This window comes from Halopseudomonas sp. MFKK-1, from assembly GCF_027474385.1.
GTDB classification, from domain to species: Bacteria; Pseudomonadota; Gammaproteobacteria; order Pseudomonadales; family Pseudomonadaceae; genus Halopseudomonas; species Halopseudomonas aestusnigri.
The window spans coordinates 2538138-2555243 of record NZ_CP114836.1 but is presented as its reverse complement, the minus strand read 5'-3'; the positions used below and the strand labels follow the sequence as shown (position 1 = coordinate 2555243).

Here is a 17106-nt window from a genome sequence, read left to right as displayed (position 1 = left end):
TCAAGCTCGGCCGGCCGACCTCACTGCCCCCCATACCCCAGCTTTTCAACAACCTTATGCTGCCGTCACTCCGACGTTACCCACCCGTCTGGCGACGGTGCTAAACTGCCTGCCTTTGCCTGTGAAACAAGGATATATCCATGTGCGGAATCGTCGGTGCCACCGCCCAGCGTGACATCACTCCCATCCTGCTTGAGGGTCTGCGGCGTCTTGAGTACCGCGGCTACGACTCGGCTGGCGTCGCAGTTGTAGACAGTGCCGGCACCATTCAGCGCATACGTGCCGTTGGCAAGGTTGTCGAGCTGGAAAACGCACTGCAGGCCAAGCCGGTAAGCGGCCACCTCGGTATCGCCCACACCCGTTGGGCTACTCACGGCAAACCGGCAGAACACAACGCACACCCTCACCTGTCCAACGGACTGGCCATCGTCCACAACGGCATCATCGAGAACCACGCTCCGCTGCGCAAACAGCTGCAGGATCTGGGCTACAGCTTTACGTCCGAAACCGATACCGAGGTCGTCGCTCACCTGCTGGCGCACCATTTTGCCGAAACCGGTGACATGCTCAGCGCGTTCCGCAGCACCCTGAGCGAGATTCACGGCGCCTACGCGCTCGCCGTCATTCATGACTCCGAACCCGGTACCCTCTACTGCTCACGCATGGGCAGCCCGCTGGTGATCGGTGAAGGCAGCGGCGAACATTATCTTGCCTCCGACCCGCTGGCACTGTTGCAGGTCACCGACCGTTTCCGCTATCTGGAAGAAGGCGACTACGCCCGCATCACGCTGACCCACTGCGAGATATGGGACCGCGCCGGCAACTCAGCCGATCGACCGGCAGTCCGCTACGAACATGCAGCGCACAGCCTGGACAAGGGTGAATACCGTCACTTCATGCTCAAGGAAATCTTTGAGCAGCCGCAGGCCATCAGCGACACCCTGGCCGGCACACTGGGCGACGATCACGTGCTGACCGCGATCCTCGGCCCCGAGGCGGAAACCCGCCTGGCCGATATCGCCAACATCCATATCGTTGCCTGTGGCACCAGCTACCACGCCGGTCTGGTCGCCCGCTACTGGATCGAAGAACAGGCCGGCATTCCCTGCCAGGTCGAAGTCGCCAGCGAATACCGTTATCGCAGCGTCGTGGTTCCGGCCAATACCCTGCTGATCACGATTTCCCAGTCCGGCGAAACCGCTGACACCCTGGCCGCCCTGCGCTATGCCAAGGACCAGGGCTACCTGGCCACCCTCGCCATCTGCAACGTCGCCGGCAGCTCGCTGGTACGCGAAGCCGACTGGCGCCTGCTGACCCATGCGGGCCCGGAAATCGGCGTTGCCTCCACCAAGGCCTTCACCACCCAACTGGTCTCGCTGCTGTGGCTGACCACGGCCCTGGCCCAGGCGCGGGGCCATAACCAGTTCGTCGCCCGCAATGTTGATGCGCTGCGCAACCTGCCGGCGCTGGTTGAACAGGTTCTGGGGCTGGAGCCGACCATTGTTGCGCTGGCCGAGCAGTTCGCCAACAAGCATCACGCGCTGTTCCTCGGCCGCGGCCCGCACTACCCCATTGCGATGGAGGGTGCGCTCAAGCTCAAGGAAATTTCCTATATTCATGCCGAGGCCTACGCCGCCGGCGAACTGAAGCACGGCCCGCTGGCACTGGTCGATGAAGACATGCCGGTGGTGTCCGTCGCGCCGAGCGACAGCCTGCTGGAAAAGCTCAAGTCCAACCTGGAAGAAGTGCGCGCGCGCGGCGGTCAGTTGATCAACTTCGCCTGCGAAACCATCGAGCAGAGCGCTGATCCGGAAGTCAGCAATATCCGCCTGCCCTGGGTGGAAGATTGCATCTCGCCAATCATCTATACCCTGCCGCTGCAGTTGCTGAGCTACCACGTCGCGCTGGTCAAGGGAACCGATGTCGACAAGCCGCGCAATCTGGCCAAATCCGTTACCGTCGAGTAAAGACGGTTGAGACTGCGGCGCCTGTCTGAGCACATGCGCCGCTACCGGAGACAAGCATGAAAACCGACACAGACACCATTCTGGTCACCGGCGGCGCCGGCTATATCGGCTCGCATACCTGCCTGCGCCTGCTCGAAAGCGACTACCAGGTCATCGTGCTGGACAACTTCAGCAACAGCTCGCCCGAGGCCCTGAAACGTGTGCAGGCTCTCACCGGCAAAACGCTCGATCTGGTCACCGGCGATGTCAACGACAGCGCCCTGCTGGACCGTGTGTTCGCCACCAACCAGATTGGCGCGGTGATTCACTTTGCCGGCCTCAAGGCGGTGGGAGAATCGGTTGCAGAGCCGCTGACGTACTACCACAACAACGTCAGCGGCACGCTCACGCTGTTGCAGGCCATGCACAAGGCCGGGGTTCATGACCTGGTGTTCAGCTCATCAGCCACCGTCTATGGCGACCCGGCCAGCCTGCCGATCACCGAGGACTTTCCGACCAGTGCCACCAACCCCTACGGCCGGTCGAAACTGATGATCGAGGAAATGCTGCGTGACCTCTACAGAAGCGACGCCAGCTGGAACCTGGCGCTGCTGCGCTACTTCAACCCGGTCGGGGCACACCCCAGCGGGCAGATCGGTGAAGACCCTGCCGACATTCCCAACAACCTGCTGCCCTACATCGCCCAGGTTGCCGTCGGCCGCCGCGACCATCTGAGCGTCTTTGGCGGCGACTACGACACCCCCGATGGGACCGGCGTGCGCGACTATATCCACGTCATGGACCTGGCAGAGGGGCACGTCAAGGCGCTGCAATGGCTTGCACGCCGGCAGGGGCTGGCCGCCTTCAATCTGGGCACCGGCAACGGATACTCCGTACTCGACATGCTGCATGCCTTCGAGCGAGCCTGCGGCAAGACGCTGGCCTACCAGGTCGTCGACCGGCGCCCCGGCGACGTGGGCAGTTGCTATGCCGACCCTGCCCTCGCTGCCCGTGAGCTCGGCTGGCACGCCGAGCATGATGTCGACGCCATGTGTGTCGACGCCTGGCGCTGGCAGCAACAGAACCCCAACGGTTACCGGTGAACTGCCTCGGGCATATCGGGTCACAACAGGCTCACGTCGACCAATAGTGTGATGAGTTCGAAGGCATGATGGTGCGCGCCCGGCTATCCTCACCAGGAAGCACTGCATGCAGAGTGCTTGCCGACTCGATTCTTTATCGCACCAATAATATCGGGCTATTTCCGGGTCTGGATAACCGACAGATTGATGTGCCGACAGGAAATGGGCAATGCACAAAATTGACCTCAAACTGTATCGGATAATAGCTATTTAACATCACGTATACTCGCACCTGTTTTGTTACGTTGGAGAGCAAGATGCTCAAGGAAAGACTGATTGGATTGAGTTACGCCCAGAAGCGCTCCATCCAGATTGTTGCGGACCTACTTCTGATCTGGGCTGCCCTGTGGCTTGCACTGTTCCTGCGCCTGGGTGCAGAAACCAACTGGGTATTCCCCACGAGTGAACAACGTCTGCTGTTTGTCCTCGCGCCGGCGCTCGCACTGCCTATCTACATTCGCATGGGCATGTACCGCGCGGTTATGCGCTACTTCGGCAGTCAGGCGCTGCTGTGTATCTTCAAGGCGGTAACGCTGTCATTCCTGGCCCTGGTCATGGTGGTACTGGCCGCGCGCGACAGCGGCTGGGATATCCTGTTTCCGCGCTCGGCCATGGTTTCATACTGGTGGCTATCGCTGCTGTTGATCGGCGGCTTGCGCCTTGCTGCCCGTGAGTACTTCATGGGTGACTGGCTTATGGGCGCAGGTCCTCGACCGCAGCAGACCGCTGTCGATCAGGAAGCCGGCGTGCCGGTAGCGATTTTCGGTGCTGGAGCGGCAGGCAATCAGTTGCTGGCGTCGCTGCGTCTGGGGCGAATGTATAAACCCAAGGCCTTCATCGACGACGATCCCAGTCTGGTCGGGCGAGTCATAGGCGGGTTGCCGGTGTACTCTTCCGAGCACATCGCAAAATTGATCGCCGAGGCGGATATCAAGGAAGTCCTGCTGGCCATTCCGTCTGCAACACGAGCAACCCGGCAGCAGATCCTGTATCACCTGGCCGGATTTCAGGTTCACGTGCGCAGTATCCCGGGGATCATGGATATTGCCAGCGGCAAGGTGAAGGTTGACGACCTGCAGGAAGTGGACATTGCCGATCTGCTGGGGCGTGACCCTGTCGAGCCGGTCGAACAACTGATGGACTTCTGCATTCGGGACAAGGTCGTGCTGGTAACGGGCGCCGGCGGCTCCATCGGCAGTGAGCTGTGCCGCCAGATCGTCAATGCCGGTCCGACCAAGCTTGTCCTGTTTGAGCACAACGAGTTCGGTCTGTATGCCATTCATACCGAGCTGCAGGGCTGGATCAACGCCCAGCAGCTGCAAATAGAGCTGATCCCGATTCTGGGCTCGGTGCGCAACAGTGGCCGCCTGGTCGACGCCATGGCTGCCTGGAAGGTGAACACGGTCTACCATGCCGCCGCCTACAAGCATGTTCCCATGGTCGAGCACAATGTGGCCGAAGGCATCATGAACAACGTGTTCGGCACTCTGAAAGTCGCTCAGGCGGCGATTCGCTGCGGCGTGCAGAACTGCGTACTGATCTCTACCGACAAGGCCGTTCGTCCAACCAATGTGATGGGTGCGACCAAGCGCCTGGCGGAAATGGTACTGCAGGCGCTCAGCGCCGAGTCTGCACCGAATCTGTGGGGCGACGATAGTGGCGTGCCGGTGCTCAATCGCACCCGCTTTACCATGGTGCGTTTTGGTAATGTACTGGGCTCGTCTGGGTCGGTGATCCCGCTGTTTCGCTCACAGATCAAGCGCGGCGGACCGATTACCGTCACCCATCCCGATATTACCCGCTACTTCATGACCATTCCCGAGGCTGCGCAGCTTGTTGTTCAGGCGGGCTCCATGGGAGAAGGCGGCGACGTGTTTGTGCTGGACATGGGCGAGCCGGTGCGCATTATCGAACTGGCACACAAGATGATCATGCTGTCGGGTCTGACCGTACGGGACGAGGTAGACCCCAACGGCGATATCGCCATTACCTTCACTGGCCTGCGACCCGGGGAAAAGCTCTACGAAGAGCTGCTGATCGGCGACAACCCAGAACCGACCGCGCACCCCAAGATCCATCGGGCAAACGAGGAGTTCATCGACTGGCCAACCCTGCGTGACGTACTGAACCGTATGAGTCAGGCAGTGAAAGCAGATGCCTACGATGATGTCCGAGCCTTGCTGCTGGATACCGTCAACGGTTACCAGCCCAGCAATGGCATTGTCGATCTGATCCACGAACAGCGGCAACATTCACTCGGAGCTCGGAGCCAGCCCCAGCGGTAATCCCTGCGGAGCATGCGTGCCGGTTTCACGCCCCTCCCCACCCCACTGCCACTGACTTGATCAGGCAGGAAAAACAAAAACGCCCGAGGCTTGAAGCGCTCGGGCGTTTTACTGCAGTAGTGGAAGAGCTTCAGGCTGCCGGTTGGGCAGCCTTGATCATTTCCTGCAGCTCACCGGATTCGTGCAGTTCCAGAATAATGTCACTGCCACCAACCAGTTCACCGTTGATCCACAACTGCGGGAACGTAGGCCAGTTGGCGTAAGCCGGCAGGTTGGCGCGAATTTCCGGGTTCTGCAGGATATCCACATAGGCAAACTTCTCGCCACAGGCCATCAGCGCCTGCACGGCACGGGCAGAGAAGCCGCACTGCGGAGCATTCGGCGCGCCTTTCATGTAGATCAGCACCGGGTTATTGGCGATCTGTTCTTTGATGGTATCGATGATATCCATGGTATTCCTCGTGACGTAAAGGGCGTTCGAACGCGTTGCTGACCGGGCATTCTACAGCAAAGCGCCCGCTTATGCTGCCACCACCTCAACCCGCAGACCGTTCAGCGCGGCGTTGCCGGTGACCGGGTCAAGGAAGCGCTCATCGGTCAGGTCGTTGACGCTGACACCGGCATGCTGCTCGGCAACATCCATCTGAATGCCGGGCCGGTTGTGCCCCCAACCGTGGGGCAGACTGACTACGCCCGGTGCCATTTCATCGCTGGCGCACACCGCCACCTGCACCTCACCCACCCGCGAGCGCACGGTTACCTGCTGCCCATCCTGCAGATTGCGCGCGGTCAGGTCGTCCGGATGCATCAGCAACTGATCACGCGGCTTGCCCTTCACCAGACGCTGATAGTTATGCATCCAGGAGTTATTGCTGCGCACATGGCGACGACCGATCAAGCGCAGCTCACCAGCGGCGGGTGCCAGTTCTGCCAGCTCGGCGGCAACCCGCTGCAGATCCTGCAGCATGGCAGGCTGAGCCAGTTCAATGCGCCGGCTCTCGGTCTGAATTCGACGCAACAGGTTGGGCTGCAGCGGGCCAAGATCGATACCGTGCGGGTTTTCCTTGAGTACATCCAGCGACAGGCGGTCGCCATAGGGACCGGCCCGCACCGCCATATCGACCAGTTCATGGGGTGGCTGCGTCGGCCGCGCCGGCTGCCCGGTGGCAGCGGCAAAGGCCTTGCCTAGTCCGACAAATATCTCCCAATCGTGCAACGCGCCCTCGGGCTTACTCAACACAGGCTGGTTATAGCGGGTGACGTTGCGCACAGCGAAGTTATTGAACGTGATGTCGTAGTGATCGTGTTCCAGCGATGCGGTGGGCGGCAGAATCACGTCGGCGTGACGGGTGGTCTCGTTGATATAGAGGTCCACACTGACCATGAACTCCAGACTCTCCAGCGCTGCATCAAGCTGACGACCGTTGGGCGTGGACAGCACAGGGTTACCCGCCGAGGTGACCAACGCGCGTATCTGCCCCTCGCCCGGGGTGAGAATTTCCTCAGCCAGCGCAGCAACCGGCAGCTCGCCGTTAAACTCCGGAAGCCCGGAGACCCGCGAGCGCCACTTGTCAAAATGGCCGGGGCGCCGGGCCGATGCCACCTCAAACGCAGGCTCTGGAAACAGCGAACCGCCGGGCACATCCACATTGCCGGTGACCAGGTTGATGATCTGAATCAGCCACTGGCAGAGGGTGCCGTAACGCTGTACCGACACGCCCATGCGGCCATAGCAAACCGCGCGCTCGGCGCCAGCAAAGTCACGTGCCAACTGGCGGATCTGTTCGACTGGAATGCCGCACGCCGGAGCCATCCGCTCGGCGGTGAACTCGGCAACCGCATCGCGCACCTCTGCCAGCCCTGCTACGGCATCGAGTACCGGGCTTTGGCGGGTCAGCTGCTCGCTGAACAGGGTGTTGAGCAAGCCAAGCAGCAATGCAACGTCGGTGCCTGGCTGAATGAACAGGTGCTCGCTGGCGATGGCAGCGGTTTCGCTACGCCGCGGATCGACCACTACCAGCTTGCCACCCCGCCCTTGCAGCGCCTTGATGCGCTTGGTCACGTCCGGCACGGTCATGATGCTGCCATTGGAGGCCAGCGGATTCGCGCCGAGCATCAGGAAGTAATCGGTGTGGTCAATATCAGGGATCGGGATCATCAGCATGTGGCCATAGAGCCAGAGCGACACCAGATGGTGCGGCAGTTGATCAACCGAGGTGGCCGAGTAGCGCTGACGGGTGTGCAGTTGCCCCAGGAAGTAGTTGCCATGGGTCATGGAGCCGTAGTTATGCACATTCGGGTTGCCCATGTAGACGCCCACGGCGTTATTGCCATGCTTTTGCTGGATCTCCGCCAGACGCTCTGTCACCAGTGCAAACGCCTCGTCCCAGCTGATCTCTTCCCAGCGCTCGTCAACCCGCTTCACCGGCCGGCGCAGGCGCTGCGGATCATCCTGGATATCCTGCAGGGCAATCGCCTTGGGGCAGATGTGGCCGCGGCTGAAGGGGTCTTGCGGGTCGCCCTTGATTGAGAGAATGCGGTCACCTTCGGTCTCAATCGCCAGGCCACAGATGGCCTCGCACAGGTGGCAGGCGCGGTAGTGGGTCACAGACATGTCATTCACCAGGCAGGTATTATTATGATCAGCCATTCTAGGGGCTGTTGCGGTTGGCTCGCCACCGCGCCGCGCGCGGCAGAATACGGGTCTATTCAGCCACTGAATCTGCCGGCCAGACCGCTTTATTTGCCTTTGCCCGGAATTTCCCTATAAGATCCCCGCTTCTCTTTATTTGCTGTGGCTGATACCAGGCCGTCAGGTCGTGGTACGGGTCACTGTTTCCGGTCGCCGGGCGGCCGAGGTAACTCAGGTAGTACACATATGACTACACGGCACTTTCTATCGCTGATGGACTGCTCCGAAGCAGAACTCATTGGTCTGATCAAGCGCGGCATCGAACTCAAGTCACTGCATCGCCAGGGCGTGGTGTACGAGCCGCTGAAAAACCGCGTACTGGGGATGATCTTCGAAAAGGCCTCGACCCGTACCCGCGTCTCCTTTGAAGCCGGCATGATTCATCTGGGTGGCCAGGCCATCTTCCTGTCCCCGCGTGACACCCAACTGGGCCGCGGCGAGCCGATCGAAGACAGCGCCCGTGTACTGTCCAGCATGTGCGATGCGATCATGATCCGCACCTTCGCCCACAGCACGCTGGAAACCTTTGCCCAGTACTCCAAGGTGCCGATCATCAATGGCCTGAGCGACGACCTGCACCCCTGCCAGCTGCTGGCCGACATGCAGACCTATCTGGAGCACCGCGGTCCGATCAAGGGCAAGACCGTGGCCTGGATTGGCGATGGAAACAACATGTGCAATACCTTTATCCAGGCTGCCATCCAGTTTGATTTCCAGCTTCGCGTCGCCTGCCCGGAAGGCTACGAGCCCTCGGCGCAGTTCCTTCAACAGGCCGGTGACCGTGTCACCGTAATGCGCGATCCGATGGAAGCCGTTGCCGGCGCCCATCTGGTCAATACCGACGTCTGGGCGTCCATGGGCCAGGAAGACGAAGCACAAGCACGCCTGAAGCAGTTCGCGCCCTATCAGGTCACGCCTGCGATGCTCGATGCGGCCGACGAGTCCGTACTGTTTATGCACTGCCTTCCGGCCCACCGCGGAGAGGAAGTCAGCGACGAACTGATGGACGATCCGCGCAGCGTTGTCTGGGATCAGGCCGAAAACCGCCTGCACGCTCAAAAGGCGCTGGTCGAATTTTTGCTGGTTGAGTGAGGCAGCATGTCCAGCCCGGTACTAGAGCTGAACAACCTCAAATGCGGCTATGGCCGGCAGTTGATCGTCAACGACCTGAGTATTCGCCTGCGAGAAGGTGACATAGGCTGTCTGCTGGGGCCGTCCGGCTGTGGCAAAACCACGACTCTGCGCGCCATCGCCGGGTTTGAACCCATCAGCGGCGGCGAAATCCTGCTCGATGGCAAGGCCCTTAGCACCCCAACCCTGCGAGTTGCCCCCGAGCAGCGGCAAATTGGCATGGTGTTTCAGGACTATGCACTGTTCCCGCATCTGACCGTCGCCGAAAATGTCGGCTTCGGCATTCACAAGAGTCCGGATCGCAAACGCATCGTCGAAGAGCTTCTGGCTCTGGTCAAGCTGGACAAGCTAGGCTCACGCTATCCGCATGAGCTGTCCGGCGGTCAACAGCAGCGCGTTGCGCTGGCTCGGGCCATGGCTCCCAACCCGCGTCTGCTGTTGCTGGATGAACCCTTCTCCAATCTCGATGGTGAACTGCGCCGCCGACTCTCGGCTGAAGTGCGCGACATTCTCAAGTCCCGCGGTATCAGTGCCATGCTGGTGACCCATGATCAGGCCGAGGCCTTTGCCGTGTGCGATCACGTCGGCGTGCTGAAAGACGGCCAACTGCAGCAATGGGACACCCCGTACAACCTCTACCACGAACCGGCGACGCCCTTTGTTGCCAGCTTCATCGGTCAGGGTTACTTCATTCGTGGGCAACTGCTCTCCAGCGACACGGTACAGACCGAGCTGGGAGTCATTCACGGCAACCGGGCTTACCAGCTGCCGGTAGGCGGTGCGGTCGATGTCCTGTTACGGCCGGATGACCTGGTGGGAGATGCTCACAGCGAGCTGCGGGCGCGAATTATTGATCGCACCTTCCAGGGCGCAACCATCCTCTACCGTATGCAACTGCAGACCGGCACCCAGCTGGAAGCCCTGTTTCCCAGCCACGCCGACCATCAGCCCGGCGACGAGGTCGGGCTTCGGGTCGCGGCGGAGCACCTGGTCGTGTTTCCAGCCCAAGGCAGCGTCAATCTGCACGCCCAGCTGCCACTGGAGCAGGTACTGGATACCGGTCGCTCTGCCTGAGCCCGCAGTGCGCGGAGAACGCCGCAGGCTTCTCCGCGCGCGACCGCGTCAGGGCTGCGCCGGGCCGTACAGCGCCCTGCTCGCCTTGCCGTGAATCATCCGCGACAGACGATAGTCGGTATTCTGCATCATGCCGATGATGATGGCGTCGTTGCTTGGGTCAATCCAGCACCAGGCCCCTTGAATCCCCCACCACCAGAACGTGCCTTCGGGCAAGTAACCCGCAGCGGGCGAGTCGTTGACCACCGCCACGTTCAGGCCAAACTGGTTACCGGGAAAGAACGGGCCAATATTGTCCACGCCCTCCGGCAGCTGGTTCTGACGCATCAACTCGACCGTTTCCGGCTTGAGAATCCGCACCCCGTCCAGCTCGCCGCCAGCCAGCAACATGCGCGCGAACCGCAGGTAGTCATCCATTGACGAGATCAGCCCGCCGCCACCATTGAGAAACCGCGGCTTGCTGAGGAACGGTGTATTGGGCAACGGCGCCAGCGAACCGTCTTCCTGTGGCTTGTAGGACAGCGCCAGTCGCTCGGCCTTGCCTGCCGGCGCATAAAAATCGGTATCGACCATCTTCAGCGGATCGAACAGGCGCTCCTGCAGGTAGACATCAAACGATTTGCCCGACAGCACCTCGACCAGATAGGCCTGAATATCAACCGAGATGCTGTAATTCCATACGGTGCCCGGCTGATAGAGCAGCGGAATGTGCTGCAGCTTGGCCATCATGTCGGCGAAGGTGGAATCGGGGTTCTGAATATCCGCCTTGACATACAGCTGATCGACCTGGGTATTGCCGAAGCGACCATAGGTAAAGCCGCCGGTGTGGGTCATCAGCTCACGAATGGTCACCGGATGCGCTGCCGGCTCCGTCTCGGGCATACCGTCCGGGCCATCGGCGATGGCAACCTGAAGATTTTGCAGCTCGGGAATGTATTTACCGACCGGCTCATCCAGCTCGAAACGCCCCTCGTCGTAGAGCGTCAGCAGCGCAGTGCCCGTCACCAGCTTGGTCAGCGAGAAAATCTTGTAGAGGCTGTCGGACGTCAGCGGCTTGCCCTGCTCGCGGTCGGCAAACCCGTATTGGCCACGCTGTACCACCTCACCGTGTTGGTAGACCAGCGTTGCAATGCCCGCGATTCGCCCCTGCTGGACTTCCTCGGCCATCGCCGCACCAAAGGCATCCAGACGCTGCTGGGAGAACGCCTCGGGCGCGCTGTCAGCCCAACTGCCAGAGACGAGGCCGCCGGCGAGCAACATCCCGCCCAACAGGGTACGTATCCGTAATCCGATCATTGTTGTTCTACTCTGTTATGGGATTGGAATGGCTAATTTACCTACCATGGGACACACCGCCAAGCTGTCTCAGCCACAATCATTCCGAATGATCATTCAGACTCGATGTAACAAATGCCCCTGCAAGGCGTCTGATAATTGAACTCACAGCACAGGAACGACCATGAAACGCCGCACCCTGCTTTCCGGCCTGATGGCCGCACCGGCCTTGCCCCTGTTGACCGCCAACGCCCAGGCTGCCGATGCCTTCCATGAATCGACAGTACAAGCTCTGGATCTCAGCCCGGATTACTGGCGTGACAAGGTCTCGGAAGCCGCCTGGAAAGTGCTCTTCGAGGAAGATACCGAACGCCCCGGCAGCAGCCCGCTGGACAAGCTGTACGACAACGGCACCTATGTGTGCGCCGCCTGCCACCTGCCGCTGTTCTCATCCAAGCACAAGTTTGACAGCGGTACCGGCTGGCCCAGCTTTACCCAGCCGATAGCTGGCCACATGGGCACCAAACAGGATTACGCGCTGATCTGGCCGCGCACCGAGTACCACTGCGCTCGCTGTGGCGGGCATCAGGGGCACGTATTCAATGATGGTCCGCCGCCGCGCGGTGAGCGCTGGTGCAACAACGGCGTGGCCCTTAAGTTCATTGCCGCCGGCGAGCCACTGCCGGCCCTGCGAGGTGACGCATGATCCGCTCAATACTGCTTGGTCTGCTGTTGATTGCGCCGGCCAGTTTTGCCAATGAGGCGATTACCGAAGGGCCTGCCGGTACGGAAATGGCGGTGTTTGCCGGAGGCTGTTTCTGGTGCACCGAGTCGGATTTCGACAAGATGCCCGGCGTCGTCGAAACCATTTCGGGCTACACCGGCGGAGAAGCCAGCACCGCTGATTACCAGCAAGTGTCTGCTGGTGGCACCGGCCATATCGAATCGGTGGCCGTGTTCTTCGACCCGAGCAAGACCAGCTACGCCACACTGGTGGAAGCCTTCTGGAAGACCATCGACCCGATCACACCCAATGCCCAGTTCTGTGATCATGGCAGCCAGTACAGCAGTGCGCTCTACTACGCCAACGACAAACAAAAGGCCCTACTGGAGGCTTCGCGCGAGGCCTTGGCGCGTTCTGGCCGATTCGAGCAGCCGATCGCCACGCTGATTCTGCCGCGTCAGCCGTTTTACCCGGCCGAGGAGTACCACCAGGACTACTACCAGAAAAATCCGCTGCGCTATAACTTCTACCGCACCACCTGCGGCCGTGATGCACGCCTGGAGGAACTCTGGGGCAACTGAAGCGCGGATGGAAATATACTGCTCGAGTCTGGATAATGACCGCCTTTGATCACTCAACCCAAGCGAATTGAACCATGCAGATTGCCGAGAAAACCGTTGTCCAGTTTCACTACGACCTGTCCGATGCCGATGGCCCGATCGAATCCTCTCGCGAGCATGAGCCGGTGCTGTATCTGCATGGTCAGACAGGTCTGATTGATGGTCTGGTGGAAGCCATGGAGGGTCGCAGCGCAGGCGAATCCTTCAGCGTCACCATCCCACCGGAGAAGGCCTATGGCCAACCGCGCGAGGACGCCCTGCAGAAAGTGCAGGCCAAGTACCTGCAAGGCGCCAAAAAGTGGAAGCCGGGCATGATCGCCGTGCTGCAGACCGAGCAGGGCCCGCGTCAGGTTGTGGTAGTCAAGCCCGGGCTGTCCCAGATTCTGGTTGATACCAACCACCCGCTGGCCGGCCGTGAGCTGACCTTCAACGTCGAGATCCTGGACGTGCGCGCAGCTACCGAAGAAGAGCTGGCCCACGGCCACGCCCATGGCGTCGGTGGCCACAACCACTGATCGCTACCCGTAGGGACGCGACATGTCGCGTCCGCAACTCGGCCGCAGCGCGCTGGTCACGGCCTTCGGACGCAGCATGCTGCGTCCCTACGCAGGGTTGTGGTCCAGTGTTGTTGCGTACCACCGAGCTCAGCGCCGAGCCCCGCGCAACGCCAATACCTGCTGATGCAGGCGCTCGGGCAATGCATCTTCGGGAGCAACAGGCTCGCCCGCAACCAGCCCGACCCGCGACCAGAAGCGGCGGAAGAAGCCCTTTCTCGGGTCACGACTGAAGAAGCTGCCCCACAACCCCTGCAATGCCATCGGGATGACCGGTACCGGGTCGCTTTCCAGAATCCGCGTGATGCCGGCACGAAACACATCCATCTCGCCATCGGCGGTCAGCTTGCCCTCGGGGAAGATACACACCACCTCCCCCGCCCGCAGATACTCGGAAATACGCTTGAAGGCAGCCTCGTACACTGCCCCATCTTCCTGGCGACCGGCAATCGGGACCGTACCCGCGGTGCGGAAAACAAAGTTGAGCACCGGCAGCTGGTAAATCTTGTAATACATGACAAAACGCACGGGGCGGCGCACTGCGCCGCCAATCAGCAACGCATCCACAAACGACACGTGGTTGCAGACCAGCACGCAGGGGCCCTCATCCGGAATCGCCTCCAGATTGCGATGTTCAACCCGGTACATGGAGTGGCCCAGCAGCCAGATGAGAAAGCGCATGCTGAACTCGGGCACCACCTTGAAGATGTAGCCGTTGACCAGCAGGTTAAGCAGCGAAATGGTCAGGAACAGGGTCGGGATCGACAGCTCCAGCACACTGAGCATGACGATCGCGAGAATCGCCGAGCACACCATCAGCAAGGCATTGAGGATGTTATTGGCGGCAATGACGCGCGCGCGCTCATCCTCATGGCTGCGTGACTGAATCAATGCATACAGCGGCACGATGTAAAAGCCGCCAAACACGCCCAACCCGAGAATACTGCCCATCACACCCCAGGCGCCCGGCTGCTTGAGCAATTCTATCCAGTCATAGGGCGAAGCCCCGACGGCAATGCTGCCTGAAAGACTCCAGATCAGCAGGCCAAACACGCTCAACCCAAGGGAGCCGAAGGGTACCAGGCCAATCTCGACCTTATGCCCGGACAACCGCTCGCACAGCACCGAGCCCAGCGCTATACCTACCGAAAAGACGGTCAGAATCAGCGTCACAACGCTTTCATCCCCGTGCAGGTAATCCTTGGCAAAACCGGGGATCTGGGTCAGATAGGTTGCGCCGAGGAACCAGAACCAGGAGTTGCCGAGAATCGAGCGCGACACCGACGGCACCTGCTCTTTCAGGCCCAATCGCAGAATCACCCAAGACTGGCGGAAAATATTCCAGTCGATGGCCAGGTTCGGCAGGCCGGCGCTAGCCGCAGGAATTCGGCACGCCGCCAGATAGCCACCGATGGCGACCAGCACCACCGAGCCACCCACCAGCGCAGCCCAGCCGCCCGAGGCCATGAGAATGCCTGCGCAGAGTGTGCCACCCAGAATCGCCAGAAAGGTGCCCATCTCGACCAGCGCATTGCCGCCGACCAGTTCGTCCTCTGCCAGCGCCTGCGGCAGAATCGAGTATTTGACCGGGCCAAACAGCGCCGACTGCGTGCCCATCGCAAACAGCACCACCAGCAACAGCGGCAGGCTGCCAAGCCAGAGCCCAAGCGCTCCCAGCAACATGATGCCGACCTCGCCCAGCTTGATGCGGCGGATCAGCATATCCTTGTCGAACTTCTCGCCGAACTGTCCACCCAGCGCCGAAAACAGAAAGAAAGGCAGAATAAAAAGCAATGCGCTGAGGTTGATCAGCAGATCGCGGTCGGCGTTGAAACTCAGCTTGAACAGGATCGCCAGAATCAGCGCCTGCTTGAAGAGATTGTCATTAAAGGCGCCAAGCAGCTGGCTGAGGAAAAAAGGGAGAAACCGTTTGCTGCCCAGCAAACGAAACTGCGAGTGTTCCGACATGATCCTGCGCGTCCTTCAGGTCAGATGTGCGACTCGGGTGGCATACCAGCACCACCCGCTTCCTGTTCAGGACGCCAGCATACCCAATGTCGGCACACCCGCGCGCGGAATGTGCCGACAAAATCGCCAATAGACGGCTCAGCGAGAGACAGCCGTCACGCTCAGCCGTGCCTCACGGCGTACAACCCAGCCGTGAATGCGCTCCTGCCGCGCGGCTGTCAACGGATAGCGCCAGGCGATGAAGAACGCCGTCATGTAAAGCAGAACCGGTCCGAGAATGTACAGTACGCGCAGCGATAACAACTGATGGGCACTGTGCTCAACAGCCTTGGCGTCAAAGCCCACCAGCGACAGCAGACCAAGCGATAAACCCAGGCCCAAGGCCATCGCCGCTTTCTGCGCCATGCCGCTGATGGCGAAAAACAGACCGGTGCGATGCTCCCGGCTACGAGCGGTATCCAGGTCGACAATATCGGCCAGCATCGACAGCGGCAGGAACTGGAACGCGGCAAAGCAGAAGCCCTTGATCGCAAACAGCACGGCAAAGGGCAACAGCTGCCCAGCCCCAAGGAAAAACATGCCGAGGATACTGGTGCTGGAGATGGCCAGCGCTGCACAGAACGCGCGATGCTTGCCGATGCGTTTGCCCACATGCAGCCAGAACGGAATGCCGACAATGCCAATGCCAAAGTACAGCAGATACATCAGACCGATCTGGCCCTGAATCTGAATGACGTGCTGCATGAAAAACACCGACAGCGCATTGCGGAACGCTTCGCCGGTAACCACAACCAGCAGCATCAGAATCATTCGCTTGAACGGGCCGTTGTTCTTCATTACCCGCAGGCCCTTCTTCCAATCGGTCCGCTGCGCCGACTGTGGGGGCGCTTCCTTGACCGCACCCACGACCCAGAACACGGTTAACGGCAGCAGAATCAGCAGCATCCAGGCCATGACGGCGAGAATCGGACCGTAGCCGATACCCAGCTCACCATCCTTGCCGAACAGCAATACCGCTGTCTCCATCAGCCAGCCGTCAGTCTGGCCCGCCTGATAGCGCGCCCCCAGTGCCTGCACCAGCGCCGGCGCGAGCGCCGCCAGAAACAGCCCGATCAGCACGAACCCCTCACGGGAGGCCACCACCCGACTGCGCTGGTGATACTGATTGGACAGCTCCGCGCCCCAGGCGCCATACGGCAGGGTCACCATGGTCCAGCCCAGGTACATCAGCACCGTCCAGAGCAACAGATGACCAATGCCTGCTCCGTCCGGAGGCATGAATATCATCACCGTTCCCGCCAGCATCAACGGCACCCCCATCACCAGCCAGGGCTTGCGCCGGCCAAAGCGGGTACGCCAGCGATCACTCAGCGTACCGATCAGCGGATCGGTCACCACATCAGACAGGCGAGCGATGACCAGCACCAGCGCCATCAGCGCCATGTTCAGACCCACTTCCTGGGCGTAGAACGGGGGAAGGTAGACCACCAGGGGGTAGCCGATAATGGCCAGCGGCATGCCGATGGACCCGTGGAGCAGAATCGTTGAGCGTTTCAGAACGCCATTTGCATCGGTGTTCGACTGGGACATGCCACTCTCCAGAGAATCGTGCGAGCATCGCCCGCTTTCTTATATTTGTCTTCTCACCCACACCGACATGGGGAGTGCCGGTGTACGTTTGTATACTCTATATCG

13 protein-coding genes are annotated in these 17106 nt (G+C 60.6%); 8 read left to right on the top strand and 5 right to left on the bottom strand.

Going from position 1 to position 17106, the window contains the following annotated elements; translation table 11 throughout:
• Positions 1 to 140 precede the first annotated feature (140 nt).
• The 3 genes from glmS (at position 141) to O5O48_RS11855 (ending at position 5373) form a co-directional block, all read left to right on the top strand.
• Positions 141 to 1967, top strand: coding sequence for a glutamine--fructose-6-phosphate transaminase (isomerizing) (gene glmS, locus O5O48_RS11865; RefSeq protein ID WP_269687095.1), 1827 nt, complete (start codon positions 141 to 143; stop codon positions 1965 to 1967).
• Positions 1968 to 2023: 56 nt separating this feature from the next.
• The gene (gene galE / locus O5O48_RS11860) at positions 2024 to 3049 is read left to right on the top strand and encodes a UDP-glucose 4-epimerase GalE (protein WP_269687094.1); all 1026 of its coding nucleotides are present in this window, start codon (positions 2024 to 2026) and stop codon (positions 3047 to 3049) included.
• A gap of 296 nt (positions 3050 to 3345) precedes the next feature.
• A complete protein-coding gene (locus O5O48_RS11855; RefSeq protein WP_269687093.1) occupies positions 3346 to 5373 on the top strand; it encodes a polysaccharide biosynthesis protein in 2028 nt (675 codons plus the stop codon).
• A 130-nt stretch (positions 5374 to 5503) separates the two neighbouring features.
• Here the strand turns inward: O5O48_RS11855 and grxD are convergent, their stop codons facing one another.
• The gene (grxD, locus tag O5O48_RS11850) at positions 5504 to 5824 is read right to left on the bottom strand and encodes a Grx4 family monothiol glutaredoxin (RefSeq protein ID WP_088273791.1); all 321 of its coding nucleotides are present in this window, start codon (positions 5822 to 5824) and stop codon (positions 5504 to 5506) included.
• A 69-nt stretch (positions 5825 to 5893) separates the two neighbouring features.
• The gene (locus tag O5O48_RS11845; protein WP_269687092.1) at positions 5894 to 7987 is read right to left on the bottom strand and encodes a molybdopterin oxidoreductase family protein; all 2094 of its coding nucleotides are present in this window, start codon (positions 7985 to 7987) and stop codon (positions 5894 to 5896) included.
• Between the two features lie 264 nt (positions 7988 to 8251).
• Here O5O48_RS11845 and argF point away from each other — a divergent pair, with 264 nt between their 5' ends.
• Together argF and O5O48_RS11835 are read left to right on the top strand one after the other, a co-directional pair.
• Complete coding sequence (argF, locus tag O5O48_RS11840) at positions 8252 to 9157, top strand: ornithine carbamoyltransferase (protein WP_228246063.1); 906 nt, start codon at positions 8252 to 8254, stop codon at positions 9155 to 9157.
• Between the two features lie 6 nt (positions 9158 to 9163).
• Complete coding sequence (locus tag O5O48_RS11835) at positions 9164 to 10270, top strand: ABC transporter ATP-binding protein (RefSeq protein ID WP_228246064.1); 1107 nt, start codon at positions 9164 to 9166, stop codon at positions 10268 to 10270.
• Between the two features lie 48 nt (positions 10271 to 10318).
• On the opposite strand, the gene O5O48_RS11830 is transcribed toward O5O48_RS11835, so the two are convergent.
• Positions 10319 to 11566, bottom strand: coding sequence for a serine hydrolase domain-containing protein (locus tag O5O48_RS11830; RefSeq protein ID WP_269687091.1), 1248 nt, complete (start codon positions 11564 to 11566; stop codon positions 10319 to 10321).
• A 163-nt stretch (positions 11567 to 11729) separates the two neighbouring features.
• On the opposite strand from O5O48_RS11830, the gene msrB reads away from it, so the two are divergent.
• The 3 genes from msrB (at position 11730) to O5O48_RS11815 (ending at position 13404) form a co-directional block, all read left to right on the top strand.
• Positions 11730 to 12251, top strand: coding sequence for a peptide-methionine (R)-S-oxide reductase MsrB (gene msrB / locus O5O48_RS11825; RefSeq protein ID WP_269687090.1), 522 nt, complete (start codon positions 11730 to 11732; stop codon positions 12249 to 12251).
• The gene (gene msrA, locus O5O48_RS11820) at positions 12248 to 12850 is read left to right on the top strand and encodes a peptide-methionine (S)-S-oxide reductase MsrA (protein ID WP_269687089.1); all 603 of its coding nucleotides are present in this window, start codon (positions 12248 to 12250) and stop codon (positions 12848 to 12850) included. Before msrB ends, msrA begins: the two co-directional genes overlap by 4 nt.
• Positions 12851 to 12924: 74 nt before the next feature.
• Complete coding sequence (locus O5O48_RS11815) at positions 12925 to 13404, top strand: FKBP-type peptidyl-prolyl cis-trans isomerase (RefSeq protein ID WP_088273785.1); 480 nt, start codon at positions 12925 to 12927, stop codon at positions 13402 to 13404.
• A 129-nt stretch (positions 13405 to 13533) separates the two neighbouring features.
• Here the strand turns inward: O5O48_RS11815 and O5O48_RS11810 are convergent, their stop codons facing one another.
• The gene (locus O5O48_RS11810; RefSeq protein ID WP_228246069.1) at positions 13534 to 15411 is read right to left on the bottom strand and encodes an MFS transporter; all 1878 of its coding nucleotides are present in this window, start codon (positions 15409 to 15411) and stop codon (positions 13534 to 13536) included.
• 138 nt (positions 15412 to 15549) lie between these two features.
• Positions 15550 to 17001 carry an MFS transporter gene (locus tag O5O48_RS11805; RefSeq protein ID WP_228246070.1) on the bottom strand — a complete coding sequence of 484 codons (1452 nt, stop codon included), beginning with the start codon at positions 16999 to 17001 and terminating at the stop codon, positions 15550 to 15552.
• Between the last annotated feature and the right edge of the window lie 105 nt (positions 17002 to 17106).

Coding starts and splice junctions, on each gene's coding strand:
- O5O48_RS11845 (WP_269687092.1), bottom strand. CDS start 7,987: ATGTCTGTGACCCACTACCGCGCCTGCCACCTGTGCGAGGCCATCTGT.
- galE (WP_269687094.1), top strand. CDS start 2,024: ATGAAAACCGACACAGACACCATTCTGGTCACCGGCGGCGCCGGCTAT.
- O5O48_RS11815 (WP_088273785.1), top strand. CDS start 12,925: ATGCAGATTGCCGAGAAAACCGTTGTCCAGTTTCACTACGACCTGTCC.
- O5O48_RS11805 (WP_228246070.1), bottom strand. CDS start 17,001: ATGTCCCAGTCGAACACCGATGCAAATGGCGTTCTGAAACGCTCAACG.
- argF (WP_228246063.1), top strand. CDS start 8,252: ATGACTACACGGCACTTTCTATCGCTGATGGACTGCTCCGAAGCAGAA.
- glmS (WP_269687095.1), top strand. CDS start 141: ATGTGCGGAATCGTCGGTGCCACCGCCCAGCGTGACATCACTCCCATC.
- O5O48_RS11830 (WP_269687091.1), bottom strand. CDS start 11,566: ATGATCGGATTACGGATACGTACCCTGTTGGGCGGGATGTTGCTCGCC.
- grxD (WP_088273791.1), bottom strand. CDS start 5,824: ATGGATATCATCGATACCATCAAAGAACAGATCGCCAATAACCCGGTG.
- O5O48_RS11835 (WP_228246064.1), top strand. CDS start 9,164: ATGTCCAGCCCGGTACTAGAGCTGAACAACCTCAAATGCGGCTATGGC.
- msrB (WP_269687090.1), top strand. CDS start 11,730: ATGAAACGCCGCACCCTGCTTTCCGGCCTGATGGCCGCACCGGCCTTG.
- O5O48_RS11855 (WP_269687093.1), top strand. CDS start 3,346: ATGCTCAAGGAAAGACTGATTGGATTGAGTTACGCCCAGAAGCGCTCC.
- O5O48_RS11810 (WP_228246069.1), bottom strand. CDS start 15,411: ATGTCGGAACACTCGCAGTTTCGTTTGCTGGGCAGCAAACGGTTTCTC.
- msrA (WP_269687089.1), top strand. CDS start 12,248: ATGATCCGCTCAATACTGCTTGGTCTGCTGTTGATTGCGCCGGCCAGT.